Below are 15,864 nucleotides of genomic sequence, written 5' to 3' on the forward strand. Positions count from 1 at the left end.
CCCATGATCGATATCGTCCGTGACCTTCGGCCGCTGTTCGGACCTGCGCGCGATCAAGGCGCGCGGCCGACATGCCTCGCATTCGCCGCGAGCGACACCCACGCCGGGCTTCGCGACGGCTGGGCACCGCTGTCGTGTGAATTCGCCTTTCATGCCGCGCAGAAACGGGCGGGCAGACCGCCGACGAGCGGCGCACTGCTATCCACAATGCTGGACGCGCTACGGCTCGATGGCCAACCCGACGAGAAAGGCTGGCCGTATCTGGCTGCGGTTCCAGCCGATCATCGACTGTGGACGCCGCCGGCGACCGTTGGCCCGCTCTATGGCCGCAACGGACAGAGGGATGGAACCGACCTGTCATCCATCCTTGCCGCGCTGGACCGTGACACGCCGGTGCTCATGCTGACGATGCTGTCACGGTCTTTCTTCCAGCCGCGCGGTGATGGCGTCGTCGATCCGGCGAACGACGAACTCCCCGAGCCAGCGCAACGGCACGCGGTCGTCGCGGTCGGGCATGGAACCGTGGACGGCATCCCGGCCATTCTCATCCGCAACAGCTGGGGACCAGGTTGGGGCTTGGAAGGCCACGCCTGGCTTACTGAGCGCTTTCTAGCGCCGCGCCTTTTCGCCACGGCAAATTTGACGGAGGAAGTCGATGTATCTTCCCATACCGCCGCAGCCTGACTGCGTTGCTGGCTGGCGCGAGGCGGTCCGGCTCGTCGACCTCGCCACCGGACACCAGGCGCAGAATGTCGTCATCTCCGTGGCCGAGCCGACTGCGCGCGCAACACTCGCCGATCCCGTCGTGGCGGAAGTCGATGCCTTCCTTTCGGGCCATGGCAAGAAGCCCATCGAGACGGTCGCCAACACGATTTTTCCGGCAGCGCTGTACAGGCGCTACGGCGCGCCGCAATTCTTCGACCGGTTTCGCGACAACGTGCTGCCGAAGGTCCGGAGGTCGGGCGCTTGGTCGGGCTATTATTTCGAACGGATGATGGAATTGCCCCGCGCCGACGGCCAGCCAATCAATCAAATCTGGGGCATCGTCGAGCGCCTGCGCAACCCGAACGTCCGAGCGCTCAACAAATTCGAACTGCTGATCTTCGACCCCGCCCGCGACGTGAATGACTCGCCCTACGGCGGTCAGTGCCTGAGCTTTGCCAGTCTCAAGCTGATCGGCAAGGGCGACGATCGTCGCCTCGGCATGACCGCGCTCTACCGCAATCACTACTATATCGAAAAACTGCTCGGCAATCTGATCGGCCTCGGCCGTCTGCTCGAATTCATCGCCAAGGAAGGCGGGGTCGCGCTGGGTCCGCTCACGATCGTCTCGACCAACGCCACGGTCGACACCGCCAACTGGAACCGCGGCGATCTTAAGCAACTCTTTGAGCGCTGCGATCAGGCGAGCGCACATCTCCTTGCTGCGGCGTGAGGCGCGCCCAACGGCAGTTCTAGCGGCTCATCGTTGTCATCCGCGACACCGTACAGGCTGAACATGCCCTCGATGAACTCGCGCTGCCCGCCGTAGCTCGGATGGCGGACCGCGGTGGTCGGAATGTCGAGACCGTCCAGCGCCAGGTGAGCATCGCGCCCGATCGCGACGATCTGGCGGGGCCGGATCATTGACACGAGGGCTTGCAATATCGGCCAGGTCGCCTCGCGCTCGCTTCGCGTGTGGCATCGGTTCGACATCGGATCATCCGCTTCATGGGGATGGAACGGGAAAACGTTCCAGAGCATGACAGGCTGACCGATCCGCTCTAGCACACGCCAGACGATCGCCGCGGTGCGCTCCGCCACGGCGGGTCCCTGCGTCGCACGTTCGAATGCGATGCCGCCCATCAGCGTACCGGCATGTCCGAGGTGAATTTCGTCGGTCAGCGGTACGCCCGTACGCCGCCCCCCGCGATAGCCGAGATCACGCGCGATCCAGATCGTTTCGACGCGATGATCAAGCGCCGCGGTGAGCAGCATTTCGAGATTGTCGCGGCGCCGGGCGGCGGCGTCGCTGCGGTCATGGACCGTGCAGCGATCGCGCCAGGGATTGAACACTGAGGGAAGTTCGGTCGCCGCCAGGGTGGACACAAAGGATTTCGGGGTCATGACGGCAATTCCTTGATACGCAGGCGGCGATTGGCGAAGTCGATCAGGACGCGGCCGCGCCGATGCTCCTGAAGGAAGCGGAAAGCCGTATAGCCCTGGAGGATCGCTTCCTCCCAAAGCCACAGCGGACAGCGTTCTGATTCGTAGCCGGCGACGAACTGGCGGACATGCTTCAGCATGTCCAGCGGAAGGCCACCGCGCTTCACGTTTTCAAAGTACCGGAGTTGCTGCGCTTGTCCGAAAATCCAGGAAGTTATGCCCTCTTCGATGAGAATCGCCCGAGCACCGTCTTCGGCGTCGTCGAGTTTCGGATCGCTCTTGCGCTTGAGACGGAGCAGCGCACGCAGCACTGGCGACCAGCCAAGCACCGCGACATAAGCGTAGTGAAAGACATCGTGGAAGCGATAGTCGTCGGGTTCGAGCGCGTTGTCGGTGAGCCGGTCGCCGACATACACACCGCTTGAGCGTTGATACACGAATGTCTGCCCGCGAACGGTGCGTTCATAGACGTCGATCGCCATCCGCCGCGGCAATTGCTCTTCTGGGTCGAGCGCCGCATCGGTCGGCGCCGGATAGATGCGCTCGCGCGGCCAGCGATCGAAGATCTTGTGAAGATTCTTCACGGCGGCAGCCTCGATGGTAACACCGGATTCGTTTGCCGCCTGGATCAACCGGCGCATGACCGCGACCAGCCGGCCCGCGAGTGCTTCGCGGTCCTTCGCAAGACCGCCCGCCTGGAAATCGTTGATGAGCAGCCCAACGTCGCCTGCCAGCGCGAGCAGGCTATGCTCGAACTGCGGCATCGGTGCCTTGGCAAGCGGAATGTGCTGCGGCTGCAGCGCATGGAAACTGAGCGTTTCGTTGCCGCCCGTCTGCCATTGTCCGCCGTTTGTCGCCGCGGCGGCAGCGATGTCGCTGAGCGCCATGCGGCTGCGCCGTGCGATCGCCGCCAGATACCAAAGGACGTCACCAAGCTCTTCCGCGACGGCGTGAGCGTAACCCAGGTAGGAGGCATCGTCGCGCTGCTTTTTCTTGGCCTCACTGAGCAAGCTGCCGACTTCGCCGAAAAGGCCAAGCATCGAGAAGCCCAGTGCGCGGCCACCGCTGCGTTGATCAGTCCGCGCGGCCTGCTTCGCATAATCCGCAACAGTGAGAGCTTCGAAATCCTCGCTCATCGCCTGCCCTTCCGGCGATCCGATATCGCGTCTGCGGGGACGCTCACGCCATAGGCTTCAAGTGCCCGCAGTACGATCATCCGGATCGGCTCGCGGGAATCGAGCGACCGTTGACCGAGATCGCGTTTCGTAACGGCAGGAATCTGCACCTGAAGATGCTCGTCGCCGACATCGGTTTGCGCTGCGATATTTTTCATGAATCCATGAAAACATAATTTCATGAAAATAGGAAGCCCGAATCCTCCGGATCAGGAGACGCTCGGCCCGCTGCGCTGCCGCCCGAGTGTCCAGTTGATCCCGCCGTCGCGCATGATGCCCGAGACCGATTTGCCGACATGGCGATCGAGAACAGAGCGCCACGGCACCAGCGTGAAATCGCGCGACCGTTCGATGAGCGCATGGCGACCACTCGTCATCTCGACTGCGCGCACGAGCCTGCCTTGAACAGCCTCCCCCTCTCTGGCCTCGGCGAACGGAACGCCTAACTTGTCGGAGAGCTGGCGGGCGACACGCAGCAATTCTCGCCGCTGGAGCGCGGCGAGCATCCCTCGCCGATAGACCGTCTGCCCATCCTGTTCGTCTGCAAGCTGTTCGGTGATCAGCCATTGCCGTCGCATCGCCTGCGCTGAACGAACCTCGCGGCCGAACCCGGCATCGCGCACCGGCGCTGGGCTGGCGGCAACCAGCTCACGATCGAGCCAGGTCGCGGCCTCGGCCGCTGGCAGATTGTCGAGCGGGACGGTCGACAGCGCCTCGATGGCGACGGGCCGGTCGTGGAGTTGGCGCGCCTCGAACCGAACCACCTTGTCAAGATGATCGGGCGTGACGATCCAGCTTCCATCGGGATCGCGTTCGACATTGCGGGCGATCTTCCGCATCGCCTCCAGCCGGCGGACATGGGTTTCGGCGAAGCCTTCACTGGCGCTCGGGTCCTGCTGCAAATGCGCGTCGATCGTGTAGCGTCCGTCGTTCGCGGCGGCGACTTCGACAATCGTGCGATCGACCGGGCGAACGCCGCCCTCACGCGGCACGATCCGGACGATGGCGTTTTCGGGGGTCGGATCGACCATCTCGCCCTCGCCGATCTCGGCATAGTGCGTGCGCCCGTCGATGCCGTCGATTAGCAGATAATGGCGGTCTTCATGCTCGTCCGCCAATCCCCGCATGATAACGCGGCCGATAATCGGCGCGGCTTCCTGCGCCGTCGGATCATAGATGACGCGATCGGCCGCGGCACAGTCGAGCTTCCGCGCGGTCAGCTCGCGCTGCATGGTACGGATGATATCGCCACGCTCCCCGATCCGGCGCAGTGTGTTCGCGAGGTCGGGCTCGAGCCGCCAGGTGTCGCTGCCGATATGCGAGGCGAGTCCCATGCGCCCAAGTTTCTGCAAGCGGCCGACGCGAACCGATTGGTGAAACGGGTCGCTGTCGCTCGCGCTGACCAGGCGCATACTATCCATGTCGCGGATCAGCCGTCGGTCGATCGCGGTCAGCCGCTCCACGCCAGTATCGCTGCGAAGCCGCTCCTCGATTTCAAGGTCGGTGCGCGGCCCGAGGTCGAGGTTGGCGATCTCGATCGCGCGTTGCCTGGCCCCGTGCGAAATATATTCGCGCGCGATCAGCAGATTTTCGCCCCGGTCATTCACGCCGCGCACAACGATATGCGTGTGCGGATGGCCGGTATTGAAATGGTCGACTGCCACCCAATCCAGCCTCGTGCCGAGATCCTGCTCCATCTGCGTCATCAGCCTGCGCACAAAGGGCTTCAAGTCCGGATATTGGTCGGCGTCCTCGGCCGACACGATGAATCGAAACTGGCGGCGGTCGCCGTCGCAGCGTTCGAGGAACACCTTGCCGTCGGCGACATCCTCGTCGGCCGAATAGAGCGCGCCGGGCTCGCCCTCGCGGGTCACGCCATCGCGCTGGATATAACGCAAGTGCGCCTTCGCGCCGCCCATACCTTTCCCGCCAAGTCCAACAGGCCGTATCTTGACGATCACGCGGCGCGACCGGAACGCGCCCAATCGGTCGCGCGATCTGAGCACCCGTGCAACGCTCGCGCCACGTCCGATCCGGCTGCCGTCGAAGCGGCCACGCCTGCCGGTTTTTAGCCCTGCGCGCTTTGCCGCTTTCACGACGCGGCTCAGGTAGCGCTGCTCCTTGCCCCGGCAGCGCATCCGGCCCAGGTGCGGTTCGAACTCATCATCGCGCATAGCGGCGTCCTTCCATACCGGAATGACGCTCCCCGCCGATAAGAATGGCGCGTCCTCGCCAGAGCGCAAGGAGTCTCGCGATTGGGATCGGAAAAGCCCAGAAAACCGCCATTCCTGGCAACCCTGTCTCGCACTCAAAGGGCGAGTCTCGCAAAAGCCTTCAAAAAACGATGTGCAGACAAACACTTACAAAATCGCGAGATTTTGCCTCTATCTTGCCATCGAGCCCGACTGCCACCTGCCGCCCCAGACGCCCGCTTTGCCTTCCCGCCTTCCCGATCAAAAAAGGGGAGCGGCGCCATGCGGCACCACTCCCGCGAACCTGCCCCTTCAACAGCGCATCGCCTTATTGCCAGCCTGCCTGTTCGGCCTGACGCAGCGCCCGATTGCACCGCTTCAGCCTCTTCTCAGCGGCCCTTAATTCGGCTTCGATCTGCCGCCGTTCTCCCGCGTCATCGCACCATGAAAGCTCCGCGCGAAGCTCCTCGATCTGTTGTTCAACCGACATCTCATCCTCCTGATACAAGCGAAAGATGAGCCATCGCCCGGCGGGGAGCGGGCGGGGTCAACCACCGCGCAGCGGCCGCGAAGCGGGCGACGGGGGAGCCGATTTTCTCGTCGCCGGAGTGGAGCGAAGCGGAACGCAGGTGGCGTGAAAATTGGGGGAACCGTCGATGGTTGAGGCGGTCCGTTCGCCGCCGGATACTCGGTGCTTGCTGAGCGGATTTCTTCCTCTCTGCAGGCCCGCAAGCGCGTTCCGGTGCAGGAAAAGGCCCACGCCAAGCCCTCAAGGCATGAGGAAAGCCCCGCGCCGGGTGACCGGCGCGGGGCCGATCCGGCTCAGTCGCCGGGGTTCCAGATAACGGCGAACGCGTCGTCGTCGTCCTGCCCGGCGGCGCGGCCGAGATTGGCGTAGAGGGTGCGGCCGCCAAGTTCGGGGGCCGACATGGCGAGGCGGACATATTCGCGCTGGCTCACCTCGCCGGTGCGGATCCAGCCGCCGCCCAGTTCGACGCCGTTCGACAGCACGCGGTAGTCGGGCTGGTCCCCGGTCTTACTGCGGTTGGGGATGATGGCGATCTCGGCATTGACCGAAAGCGTCTTCAAGGCGCCCCGGAACGAACCGTCGTTCTGGCGCTGGACATGACCGATTGAGGGCATTTCTCGTCTCCTTGCACATTCGCCCGACCCGATGCCGGGCGATGGGCGGACCGAAGGGACGGCCCTTGAGCGCGCTGCGAACCGCAGGCCGAAGCGAAGCGGAGGACCGGAAGCGCGGGGCTGATTTGGAGCGAAGCGGCCGCGAGGAGCGCCGCCAAAGCGGCGCGGGGAAATCAGTTCCGCGCGATGGTTTCGCGAGGCGCGCGGCCGTCCCAGGTCATGCGCCCAAGGAGCCGGCGACGGGTTGGTGAGACACGAAAGGACGAGATGCGCGCGCGGACAGGAAGCCCAGTCCGGCGTCTTTCCGGGAAGCCATGATTGCTTTCGCGGCCACGAGGCCGCGGCTATAGCCTCACGGCGATGAACGAAGGAACGACGATTGCGGGGCAGATCGAACGGCTGATCGTGCGGCTGGACGGCGCGGCGGTGTGCGATGCCTGCGTGACTGACCGGCTCAACCTGTCGGTTACCGCACAGGCCAATGTCGTCACCTGCGCGCTCGGCGGCACGCGCGGATTCGAGCGGCAGAAGGACGAATGCACGTTATGCGGAAGCGCCCGGACGGTGATCCGCCGCACCGCCCGGTAGGTCAGGCGGCAGGGGTTTTCGGCACGCGAGCGCGCAGTGCGGCGCGATTTGGGCTAGTTGCCGTCGCCCGCGAGCGCGCGCGACAGCGCCTCGTTGGTCGCGTCGATCTCGATGCGGTCTGCGAAAATCGCGCACCAGCCGCCACCGAACTCCCCGATGCGGGGCTTGGAACAGGTCATGGCCCATTCAAAGCCGATCGGCCCCTTGGCGAGCGTTTCGGGGCAACATCGCTGGATCACCACCGCGATGGCAGCGGCATCGAAATCGTCCATGCTGGCGAAACACACGATCCGCGCGGATGGATCGTCGGGGCAGGTTTCAGCGATGAAATCGGCTCCGATGGTGGGAAATTCGGGATCGTTGAACGCCTCGCGAAACCCGCTCCACCGCGCGTTCGCATCGTCCGGCGGAAAGGCTGCGAGCAGCGCCGCGCTCGGCGGATCGGGCGCGTCGTCATTCGCTAGCGCGTAGCCAGCGTTTGCGACTTCCTCGATCAGCGCGCACTCGGCGGCGGTGCAGCGAAAGGCGAAGCTGCCCTGAATCCAGATGTCAGCCATTGCTCGCCTCCTCCCGTTCGGGCGTGATGACAAGCGGGGGCACCGCGAAGTCGGCCGCATCGAAATGCGCGATGATCGCCGCATAGCTGCCCAATCGCTCGGCGGTGCAGCGCCCCATGAGGATATAGTCGTCCTCGTCGGCAGCGTAGCTTTGCGGTTCGCCGCTGCCGGTGAACACGGTGCGTTCCGCACCCCACTGGCAGGCATAGGCGCCCGACCAGCGCGCGAAGAAAAGCCCATGCGCGATGCAGAAGGCTTCGAGTCCCTCGAACCGCCCCCAGGCGACCTCGTGCGCCATGAGCGCCAAGGGCTCGCCCTCGGGCAGATCGCCGAGCGCGAAGGGTTCGCCGTCCCATTCGGTGGACAGCCCTTCGTTCGCGATGGCCTCGGCGAAGGCGGGAAGCTGGCTGGCGGGGAGCGTCCCGCCGATGGTGATGGATGCCGAAACACGGTCGGCCATGACAAGTCTCCTGTCTGAAATCCGCGCCGCGAGGGCCGCTTGCGGCCGAGCGGCGCGGCGATTTTATGGGGGACGGAACGGGCGGCGGGTGCGCCGCCGCCCGTCCAGTTTCATGCGGCTTCGCGCTCGGGCTGTTCCTGCGGCTCGGCCTTGGCAGGGGCCGGAAGCGCAATCACCGCGCCGGGGCCGGTCGGTTCCGGCTCGCGGTCGGGGCGCGCCGCGAGCACCTTGGCATGAGCCGCGACGGTGCCGACGCCGCCGCGCGCCGTATAGGTAGCGGGCGGGAACGCCATCCATTTCGGCACCCAACCCTCGACCTTGGGCCGCCCGTTCGCACCCTCCAGATGGTCGCGGACGATGCGCTTCAAGACCTTGCCCGGTTCCTTCGCATTGGCGGCGGCGACAGGTTCGCCCGCCACCTCGGCGACGATGCGGGTCAGCACCTCCTTGTCGCGGACACACTCGAAAAAGGCGTCGTCGGCCTGCCAGTAGCGGGCCATATCGACGCCGATCTCGCCGCCGACCGCCTCGATGGCGGCGCTGCCGCTGGCGAGCGTTTCGCCCATGACGATGACGATCACGTCCATTACGGCGCGGTCGGGCACGTCGAGCAAGCGCAGGAACACGCCGACCAGTCCGAAGTCGTCGCCGTTGCCGCCTGTGACGGTCGGTTCCTCGGGCGAGAAGCCGAGAAGGTCCAATACGGCGCGGCGCTTCGCGTCGAAGTCGGTTTCCGCGCGGCAAGTTTCGACGCTTTCGCGCACATCGTCGTTGCGCGCGGTCTGCGGCTCGGGCTTGACCGTCCACAGTGGCGACCCGACGATGACATGGGCGACCATCAAGCGCAGCGCGACCTTGGGATGACGGGTCAGCGAGGCGCGGACAGCGGCATGACGGTGCAGGTTGATATAGGTCTGCATCGTGCTCGTCACTTCGGGGCGCGGCACTTTGGGGCCGGTTTCGATTGCCTCGCCGCGTTCGAGCCGCTTGGCCTCCTTGCTCGTCACATAGCCTTCGTGGACCTCGACCTCGCCGCTTTCGCGCACATCTATATACACGCGCCCGCCCTTGCGCTTGGGTGCCTTGGCGAACTCATAGCGGTAGAAATATTCGCCGGGCGGGACGATCACCACGTCGAACCATCCGGCATCCAGATAGTCCTCCTTGCGCGCGTCGATTACGGCGTTCTGCGCGGTCCAGAACGCGTCGGCATCTGCAAAATAGCGGTCTTCGCCGAACAGATCGGCGACGATCGCAAGGCCGCTCGCATCGACGTCGAACAGGGCATGTTCGACCTTGATCGACTGCCCGCCGAACAGCCATGCCTTCAATTGCTGGCCGGTCGGGCAATAGGCGTCGTCATCGTCGTAGAGCGCCAGCCATGCCTTCTGCTGCTGCTTGCTCGCCAGCGTCAGATGCCGGACGGTCGCCGCGTTGATCTTCTCCTTGCGGTAAAGATCGCGGATGCGCGGAAGCAGGTTGCCGAGCGCTAGGATACGCTTCACGCCAAGCTCGGGAATGCCGAACGTCGCGGAGATATCCGCAATGTCGCGGCCCTCCTTGACCAGCCGTGCGAAGGTTTCCCATCGCGTCACCTCGTCGGGATCGAGCCGGGTGTTCTCGAGAAGCGATGCCTCGATGGCGTCGGCGTCGTCCCCGGCGTCGAGGATGGCGACGGGAAGCGGGCCGTGGTCGATGCCCTCGACAAGCGCGATGGCGTTCGCCGTCCAGCGCCGCCGCCCGGCGACGATTTCGTGGACGCCATTATCGTTGCCCGCCTGCGGGCGCACGATCAGCGGCACGATGACACCGCGCTTGCGGATCGAGGGCAGAATGTCGCCCACGTCCGGGGGCTTGGGTCCGTGCCGCATGTTCACCTTGGACGGAACCAGCTTGCTATGGTCGATAAAGTCGAGTTTCATTGGTCTGCTCCTTCTGGAGCGCCGGTCCCGTTTGTCTTGCTGGATGGGCGGGACCGGCACTCAATGCGGCGAAACGCGCCGCGCGTCATCCGGCCCCTCGATCATCAAGAGGCGGCGGAAGCTCGTTGCCGTTCCGGCTATCGGTGATGCGGCGAAGTTCGGCTTCGGCCAGAACGATTGCACCCATGCGCCGCGCGGTATCGGACCATAGCGAAAGCGGGGCCAGCGGCTCGAAATGCTCGTCGCGCTCGATGAACAGGCCGAAGGGCAAGCGGACGCCCGCAATCTCGGTAAGCGAGAACACGCCCATTTCCGGGCATCCGAACCCCAAGTCGGCGAGGCCGAACAGCGTGTCTCCATCGTCGTAAAGCTCGGTGGCGATCCACGTCGCCGCGCCGACCGGATTGAAGAATTTGACCACCGGGAACGGGTCGAACCGTTCGTCGCGCTGCTCGTGGAGGCGGCTGGCGCGCGCATTCGCGCGCAGCGCCGAAAGGATCGCATGGGGGAGCGTAATCATGCCGCTTCCCTCCCTTCGTCCTGCGTCTCGGCGTAGCGGGCAAGCAGCCAATCGGCGGCCTTGCTCGCCTGACTGGCCGCGCGAAAGATCGCGCGATTGTCCTCGCGCAGCACGTCGAGCCATGATGCCAGATAATCGGCGTGACGAACGGTCGGCACGATGCCGAGCGCGGCGCAAAGGAAGGCCGATCCCATCTCGGCGATCAATTCTTCGCGCGCATAGTCCTTGCTGCCGAACGCATTGCGCAGATTGCGATTGAGGCGCGACGGGTGGCCGCTGGCATGACAGAGTTCGTGCAGCGCCGTCCGGTAGAAATTGATCTGTTCGTGGAAGGCCGGTTGCGGGGGCACCTGCACATAGTCGGCGCTCGGGACATAGTAGGCCTTGTCCCCACCGATGCGGAAATCGACGCCCGATGCCGCAATGACCGCTTCGGCGATCGGCACGACTTGGCGTTCGGGAAGCGGTGCGGGGTCGGTGGCAAGGCCGGGGCGCAAGCCTTCGCACTGTGCGACGTTGAACACGGTGAAGCGTTTGAGGAACGGCACCGCGCGGGCTTCGCCGCCGGTCTGGCGCGCGCGTTCCTTCTCGGCTTCGGGGGTGAAGCGGTCGGCATAGACAACCCTTGTCCCGCGCTCGCCTTTCCTGACATTGCCGCCCGCCTCCAAGGCTTGGCGGAAGGTCAGCCACGATTGCGACGGATAGCCGTTCTCGATCACTGCTCCCCACAGGATCAGGACATTGACGCCGCTGTAATTGCGGCTGGTGAGCCCGTTGCGCGGGAGGCCGGGGGCGGCGGAGAAGCCTTGACCATTGGGGCGGCCCCAAGGCTGGACCCAAGGGAAGCGGCCCGCCTCAAGTTCGGAAACAATGCGGCCCGTCACCTCGTCGTAAAGATTGGCGCGCTCCGCCGGGGGCTGGCGTTTGCTGCCCTCTGCGCGCGCGCGTTGGCTGCCGGTCTGGTGCATGGCTATCCTCCAATGCCGCCCCAAAAACCCCAGGGCCTCCCCCGGAGCGGGGGTGGGCGGCGAATTGCGACCTGCCGGGCGCGGCCAGGAGGCGGTCCGCACCCGCAGGGCCGAAATGCAATGGAGGAGCCGGACCCGAGCGCAGTCGAAGGCCGGCTTGCGGGACGCCGGGCCGGGCCCAGAAGGGAGCGCCGCCCACCCGCGCGACGAGGGGAAGGCCCAACGAAAAATGCCGCCGCGCCGGTCAGGCGCGGCGACGACAGGCCGGAGCAAGGCTCCGGCATCCCGCCAGTCCGATCGTCACCTTTGGCCGGGACGCGCGAAGCGTGGCCCGGTGGAGCTTGGCGAACGGATGTGAGCCTAGCGGAATAGAGCGGCGGTCGCGCCGCAGGCGCGAGGCGCCTGAAAACCCGGATGCGTCAGGTNGCGAAGCGTGGCCCGGTGGAGCTTGGCGAACGGATGTGAGCCTAGCGGAATAGAGCGGCGGTCGCGCCGCAGGCGCGAGGCGCCTGAAAACCCGGATGCGTCAGGTCAGACCCTGCCGTCTTGAAGCACTCTCGTCGTGGTCGCCATGCGCGCGGTGACACGAGGAGCGAGCACTCGGCCCACTGGCCCCAACAGATCAACCGTGCAGCGGGGATCCGTTCGAACCGGTGCAAGCGGTCATCGCGGGCAACAGGCTCATCATGGCGGCACCGGCGATGATGATCGCGCCGACCGCCGCGGCGATGCCGGTCGCGGTCGGCCCCGCACCGCCGAGCTGCATCAGGCTGGAGACGACACTGCCGCCGGCGATCCCGGCGGGCACAGCGAAGAGAAAAGCGACCGCCCCGCGAACTGGAACCGGCAACCGTGACGCGATGAGCATGCGTCCGATCAGCAAGGCCGCGACGCCGACGACGAGGCCGAGAAGCAGGCCGAGCAACAGCCCCAGCTCGCCACCCGCCGCCCACAGAAAGGTGGCCGCACCCAGCCCGACCGGGAGCGCGAAGACGGCGAGCCGGAACATCGCCCAGGCGAAGAGGACGATGCCGGTGGCGGAAAGGATCAGACCGAGCAGCATGACGACCAACTCCATAGCCTCGGAACATAGCAGAAACACGAATCCGCATGAAGCCCGGATCGGTGCTCACTACGGACGGCCTGGCGCAGCCGTCTCGGGCGGCCCTGCGCGTAGCACGACGAACAGCGTGGCCGCGCCGGCTTCGCTCCGGCCGGCAGGGGGCCGGTCGCCGATCGCGAAGAAGATGGCATTGGCGGTACGCGGCGTTGCACTGGCGGCCGCGACAGCCGACTGGGAATTGACGGGCACTCCGGCGACGCTCGCGAGATAGGCGCGGGTCTCGCCGGGCAGCGCGCGGCCGGTCCGCACGTGCTCGGCATAGCGTGCCGGTCCCGCATTATAGGCTGCGAACAGACCGGGATAGCCGAAGCGGTCATACATCAGGCGAAGATAGAGCGTCCCCGCCAATATGTTGTCGCGCGGGCTATGTGGATCGGACCCGAGCCCGAGCCGCGCGCGCATTTCGGACCAGGTGCCGGGCATGAGCTGCATCAGCCCCATCGCGCCGGCGTGGCTGGTGATCGGGCGACCGTCCAGCATCGTGCGTCCGCCGCTCTCGGCGCGCATGACGCGCTCGATCCATTCTACCGGCACGCCGAAACGCGCCGAGGCTGCCTCGATATAAGGCCGCCAGTGAACGACCGACTGCGCGCCAGCCGGCGCCGCCGCTAGCAGCGCCAAGGCGGTGATGGCGACCCTCAGCCCAGCCACAACAGCCGCGCCTCGCCGATGACGTCGCCGCGCGATGTCGGTCCGAAATAACGCCCGTCGAACGAATCCGGGCTGTCCATCAGGAGGAACAGCGCACCGGTTCTCAGTGTCACACATCCGCTCCACCGCGGCATCGGCCGCCCGCGGCCGTCAGCTTCGCGGCGATCAGTGACTGGGCGGCCATTTACGGAGATATCGCGACCACGGGCGCAAACGCGGTCGCCGGGCACGGCCGCGACGCGCTTCACCAAAGGGACGTTGATCGGAATGTAGCGCCGCTCGGCGGCGAGCCGGCGCCAGCGGTCGGGCACGCGGGCCAGCACCATGTCGCCAGCCGCGATGTCGTGACGGCCGCCAACGGCATAGAGGCCGATCGGCGCGCTGGCCGACACGTTCCAGACCAGCCGCGGCGTCGGGGGCAGCGCGATCGTCGCCGTCAGCGCGGCGACGCCAACACTGATCAGCACGGAGGCCCGAACCGGCAGACGGGAGGGTAACAGCCTAGCCATTTCCGCCATCCCGCATGTTCGCGCGCGACCAGGCCTCGATATCGTCGATATGGTAGCGCCAGACGGTGCCGTGTTTCCGGCAGCACGGACCGCGCCGCTCGCGGCGCATCTTCTTGAGCGTGTCCGCTGCGAGGCCGAGATGGAACGCGGCCTGCTTGGTTGTCAGGAACGGGCAATGTTCGCGTGCCCGCCGGGCGCGCTCCGCGGTCGAAGATACAGCTCCACCGTTCACAGCGGGCGGCGCCACCTCGGTCGGTGTTCGTGCGCCGCCGCCTGCTTTGTCGTTCGGATCGTGTGTCATGGATGCAGCGTCTAGTCCGACGAACCCGCGTTACCCGCCGATCAGGCCCGCACGCGCCGCTTCCTGATCCGCGACGTAGGCGTCCAACATGTCCGCCTGACCGGGAAGCAGCGCGTCGATCGCCGGGAGGCCGTCAATATCGTCGCGGTAAAGCAGCACCGATGGGCACTGGCCTTCGACATTACCGAGATTGGGGCGATGCTGGGCATAGCCGATGAGCGCGGCCAGATCGGGATCGAACGCTCGAGCGATGGCGGGCGGGTAGACGAGATACTGATTCTCGAACGTCCGCAGCCATCCGAGGCAATAGGAGGTGATGACCGCGCGGCGCACATGATCGGACTGGTTAGCGCCGGCACCATGCAGGATCGATCCGAGGAACAGCAGCGCGGAGCCGGGTGGCATTTCGGCGGCGACCGGACGTGCATCGCCCGGTTGCGATGCCGCATCGTGATGGCTGCCCGGCCAGACCAGCGTCGCGCCACTCTCCAGCGTGAACGGATCGATCGGCCAGATGACGTTGATCTGATAGTGCATCCCGGTCTTGACGCCGCCCCAGAGATCCTGGTCGCGGTGCGGCACCTGCGCGAGCGCGCCGGGATGGATTTCGATCGCCTGGGTGAGGTTGAGAACGATACGATCGCACCATTCCCCGAGCACCGTTTCGGCGATACCGCAGATGATCGGGTGCAGCACAAGGCCGGCGATATGCCGTGAACGCCGCAACAACGCGCCAAAGCGCTTGGTGCGGGCTCCGTAGAATCCGCCTTCGCAAAAGGGCGTGGCGACGAAGCGCGGTGCGAGTTCGGCTTCGAGCGCGGTGATTAGCTCGGTCGGCACGGCGTTATCGACAATGACATAACCGTCGGCGAGCAGCATCGCGGCTAGGCGGGCGGGGTCGTGCATCGCCATTCCCTTCACGCGGCTCTTGCCGCCGCATCGGGAGTGATCGCACCCGGCACATAGATGCCGTTCGACGCCAGCAGCGCAGGCGTACCGGCGCAGATCTCGATGCGGAACGCTCCAAGGAACGCGCCATCGATGCGGCGCGCGGGGCCGAGCGGCGCTGCGCGCCAGCCCATCGCCAAAACCTCCTCGCGAAAAGCAGCGGTCACGACGCCGGTTAGCATGGTGATTCCGCTGCCGAGCGCATGATCGACCATCGCCGAGATGAGCCGGTTGCGGACACGCAGGCGTCCGGGGGCGCCCAATCGTTGCGGCAGGCAAAGTCGCGTAATCTCGCGAACCTGCTCCCCCCGGGGCGCATCGCACTCGCAGAGCGACGCGAAACGATCGGCGAGCAGATGCGCGCCCTCTGTCGATAGCAGCCGCATCGACCCCTGGTGAATGCAGCCATCGTCGGTGGCGATCAGATAGACCGCCTTGTCGCCGTCATAGCTGTCGATTTCATAGCGGCCGCCGACGACCGGAACATCCCAGCCCAGCAGATCGACGAACAGGGTCTTGCGGTCCTCGAACATCGAGGCGGCGCGCGCATCGGTAAGCGAGCACCCTTGGACAATATGGATCATAGCAGTAGCTCCCGTTCAACGTGAACGGTCGCAAAAGGAGCAGAGATGCGGAGTTCAAACAGTCGTCAATATTGAGGA

Annotated in this window: 20 protein-coding genes; 3 read left to right on the forward strand and 17 right to left on the reverse strand. The window is 65.7% G+C overall.

What is annotated here, in order from left to right; all coding sequences use genetic code 11:
• Nucleotides 1-3: 3 nt before the first annotated feature.
• Entirely contained in the window at nucleotides 4-684 is a 681-nt protein-coding gene (locus AC58D2_RS15925) for a C1 family peptidase (RefSeq protein ID WP_058454886.1), read from the forward strand.
• Nucleotides 656-1,435, forward strand: coding sequence for a thymidylate synthase family protein (locus AC58D2_RS15930; protein WP_058454887.1), 780 nt, complete (start codon nucleotides 656-658; stop codon nucleotides 1,433-1,435). Before AC58D2_RS15925 ends, AC58D2_RS15930 begins: the two co-directional genes overlap by 29 nt.
• Here the strand turns inward: AC58D2_RS15930 and AC58D2_RS15935 are convergent.
• The 6 genes from AC58D2_RS15935 to AC58D2_RS15960 all read right to left on the reverse strand — a co-directional run bounded on the left by AC58D2_RS15935 (nucleotide 1,402) and on the right by AC58D2_RS15960 (nucleotide 6,655).
• Nucleotides 1,402-2,106: a uracil-DNA glycosylase gene (locus AC58D2_RS15935; RefSeq protein ID WP_017499944.1), complete on the reverse strand. Its 705-nt coding sequence runs from the start codon at nucleotides 2,104-2,106 to the stop codon at nucleotides 1,402-1,404. The two genes, AC58D2_RS15930 and AC58D2_RS15935, sit on opposite strands and share 34 nt — an antisense overlap.
• A complete protein-coding gene (locus AC58D2_RS15940; protein ID WP_017499945.1) occupies nucleotides 2,103-3,281 on the reverse strand; it encodes a nucleoside triphosphate pyrophosphohydrolase family protein in 1,179 nt (392 codons plus the stop codon). Before AC58D2_RS15940 ends, AC58D2_RS15935 begins: the two co-directional genes overlap by 4 nt.
• Nucleotides 3,278-3,502, reverse strand: coding sequence for a hypothetical protein (locus AC58D2_RS15945; protein ID WP_231726911.1), 225 nt, complete (start codon nucleotides 3,500-3,502; stop codon nucleotides 3,278-3,280). Before AC58D2_RS15945 ends, AC58D2_RS15940 begins: the two co-directional genes overlap by 4 nt.
• Nucleotides 3,503-3,529: 27 nt before the next feature.
• Nucleotides 3,530-5,494 carry a relaxase/mobilization nuclease RlxS gene (gene rlxS, locus AC58D2_RS15950; RefSeq protein ID WP_058454888.1) on the reverse strand — a complete coding sequence of 655 codons (1,965 nt, stop codon included), beginning with the start codon at nucleotides 5,492-5,494 and terminating at the stop codon, nucleotides 3,530-3,532.
• Nucleotides 5,495-5,840: 346 nt separating this feature from the next.
• A complete protein-coding gene (locus tag AC58D2_RS15955; RefSeq protein ID WP_168196079.1) occupies nucleotides 5,841-6,002 on the reverse strand; it encodes a hypothetical protein in 162 nt (53 codons plus the stop codon).
• Nucleotides 6,003-6,334: 332 nt separating this feature from the next.
• Nucleotides 6,335-6,655 (reverse strand): DUF736 domain-containing protein, encoded by a 321-nt coding sequence (locus tag AC58D2_RS15960; protein ID WP_017499949.1) that lies wholly within the window; start codon nucleotides 6,653-6,655, stop codon nucleotides 6,335-6,337.
• Between the two features lie 360 nt (nucleotides 6,656-7,015).
• On the opposite strand from AC58D2_RS15960, the gene AC58D2_RS15965 reads away from it, so the two are divergent.
• Entirely contained in the window at nucleotides 7,016-7,243 is a 228-nt protein-coding gene (locus AC58D2_RS15965) for a hypothetical protein (protein WP_017499950.1), read from the forward strand.
• A gap of 53 nt (nucleotides 7,244-7,296) precedes the next feature.
• Here AC58D2_RS15965 and AC58D2_RS15970 read toward each other — a convergent pair whose 3' ends face one another.
• From AC58D2_RS15970 to AC58D2_RS16020, 11 genes are all read right to left on the reverse strand, one after another.
• On the reverse strand, nucleotides 7,297-7,800 hold the full coding sequence (locus AC58D2_RS15970) for a hypothetical protein (RefSeq protein ID WP_017499951.1): 504 nt from the start codon (nucleotides 7,798-7,800) through the stop codon (nucleotides 7,297-7,299).
• Entirely contained in the window at nucleotides 7,793-8,260 is a 468-nt protein-coding gene (locus tag AC58D2_RS15975; protein ID WP_017499952.1) for a hypothetical protein, read from the reverse strand. Before AC58D2_RS15975 ends, AC58D2_RS15970 begins: the two co-directional genes overlap by 8 nt.
• A 110-nt stretch (nucleotides 8,261-8,370) precedes the next feature.
• Nucleotides 8,371-10,182, reverse strand: a complete 1,812-nt coding sequence (locus AC58D2_RS15980) for a ParB/RepB/Spo0J family partition protein (protein WP_017499953.1) — start codon at nucleotides 10,180-10,182, stop codon at nucleotides 8,371-8,373.
• Between the two features lie 85 nt (nucleotides 10,183-10,267).
• The gene (locus AC58D2_RS15985) at nucleotides 10,268-10,702 is read right to left on the reverse strand and encodes a DUF2958 domain-containing protein (protein WP_017499954.1); all 435 of its coding nucleotides are present in this window, start codon (nucleotides 10,700-10,702) and stop codon (nucleotides 10,268-10,270) included.
• Nucleotides 10,699-11,670, reverse strand: a complete 972-nt coding sequence (locus AC58D2_RS15990) for an ArdC family protein (protein ID WP_017499955.1) — start codon at nucleotides 11,668-11,670, stop codon at nucleotides 10,699-10,701. The genes AC58D2_RS15985 and AC58D2_RS15990 overlap by 4 nt, the downstream gene beginning before the upstream one ends.
• Nucleotides 11,671-12,292: 622 nt before the next feature.
• The gene (locus tag AC58D2_RS15995; protein ID WP_497391999.1) at nucleotides 12,293-12,733 is read right to left on the reverse strand and encodes a hypothetical protein; all 441 of its coding nucleotides are present in this window, start codon (nucleotides 12,731-12,733) and stop codon (nucleotides 12,293-12,295) included.
• A 69-nt stretch (nucleotides 12,734-12,802) separates the two neighbouring features.
• Complete coding sequence (locus AC58D2_RS16000; RefSeq protein ID WP_058454896.1) at nucleotides 12,803-13,444, reverse strand: lytic transglycosylase domain-containing protein; 642 nt, start codon at nucleotides 13,442-13,444, stop codon at nucleotides 12,803-12,805.
• Nucleotides 13,432-13,911 (reverse strand): S26 family signal peptidase, encoded by a 480-nt coding sequence (locus AC58D2_RS16005; protein WP_369815587.1) that lies wholly within the window; start codon nucleotides 13,909-13,911, stop codon nucleotides 13,432-13,434. The genes AC58D2_RS16000 and AC58D2_RS16005 overlap by 13 nt, the downstream gene beginning before the upstream one ends.
• Nucleotides 13,912-13,945: 34 nt before the next feature.
• Nucleotides 13,946-14,254, reverse strand: coding sequence for a helix-turn-helix domain-containing protein (locus AC58D2_RS16010; RefSeq protein ID WP_082657684.1), 309 nt, complete (start codon nucleotides 14,252-14,254; stop codon nucleotides 13,946-13,948).
• Between the two features lie 30 nt (nucleotides 14,255-14,284).
• The gene (locus tag AC58D2_RS16015; RefSeq protein WP_082731460.1) at nucleotides 14,285-15,166 is read right to left on the reverse strand and encodes a phytanoyl-CoA dioxygenase family protein; all 882 of its coding nucleotides are present in this window, start codon (nucleotides 15,164-15,166) and stop codon (nucleotides 14,285-14,287) included.
• Between the two features lie 5 nt (nucleotides 15,167-15,171).
• Nucleotides 15,172-15,786 (reverse strand): acyl-homoserine-lactone synthase, encoded by a 615-nt coding sequence (locus AC58D2_RS16020; protein ID WP_058454899.1) that lies wholly within the window; start codon nucleotides 15,784-15,786, stop codon nucleotides 15,172-15,174.
• Nucleotides 15,787-15,864: the final 78 nt, after the last annotated feature.

The organism is Sphingopyxis sp. CR5, assembly GCF_059693785.1.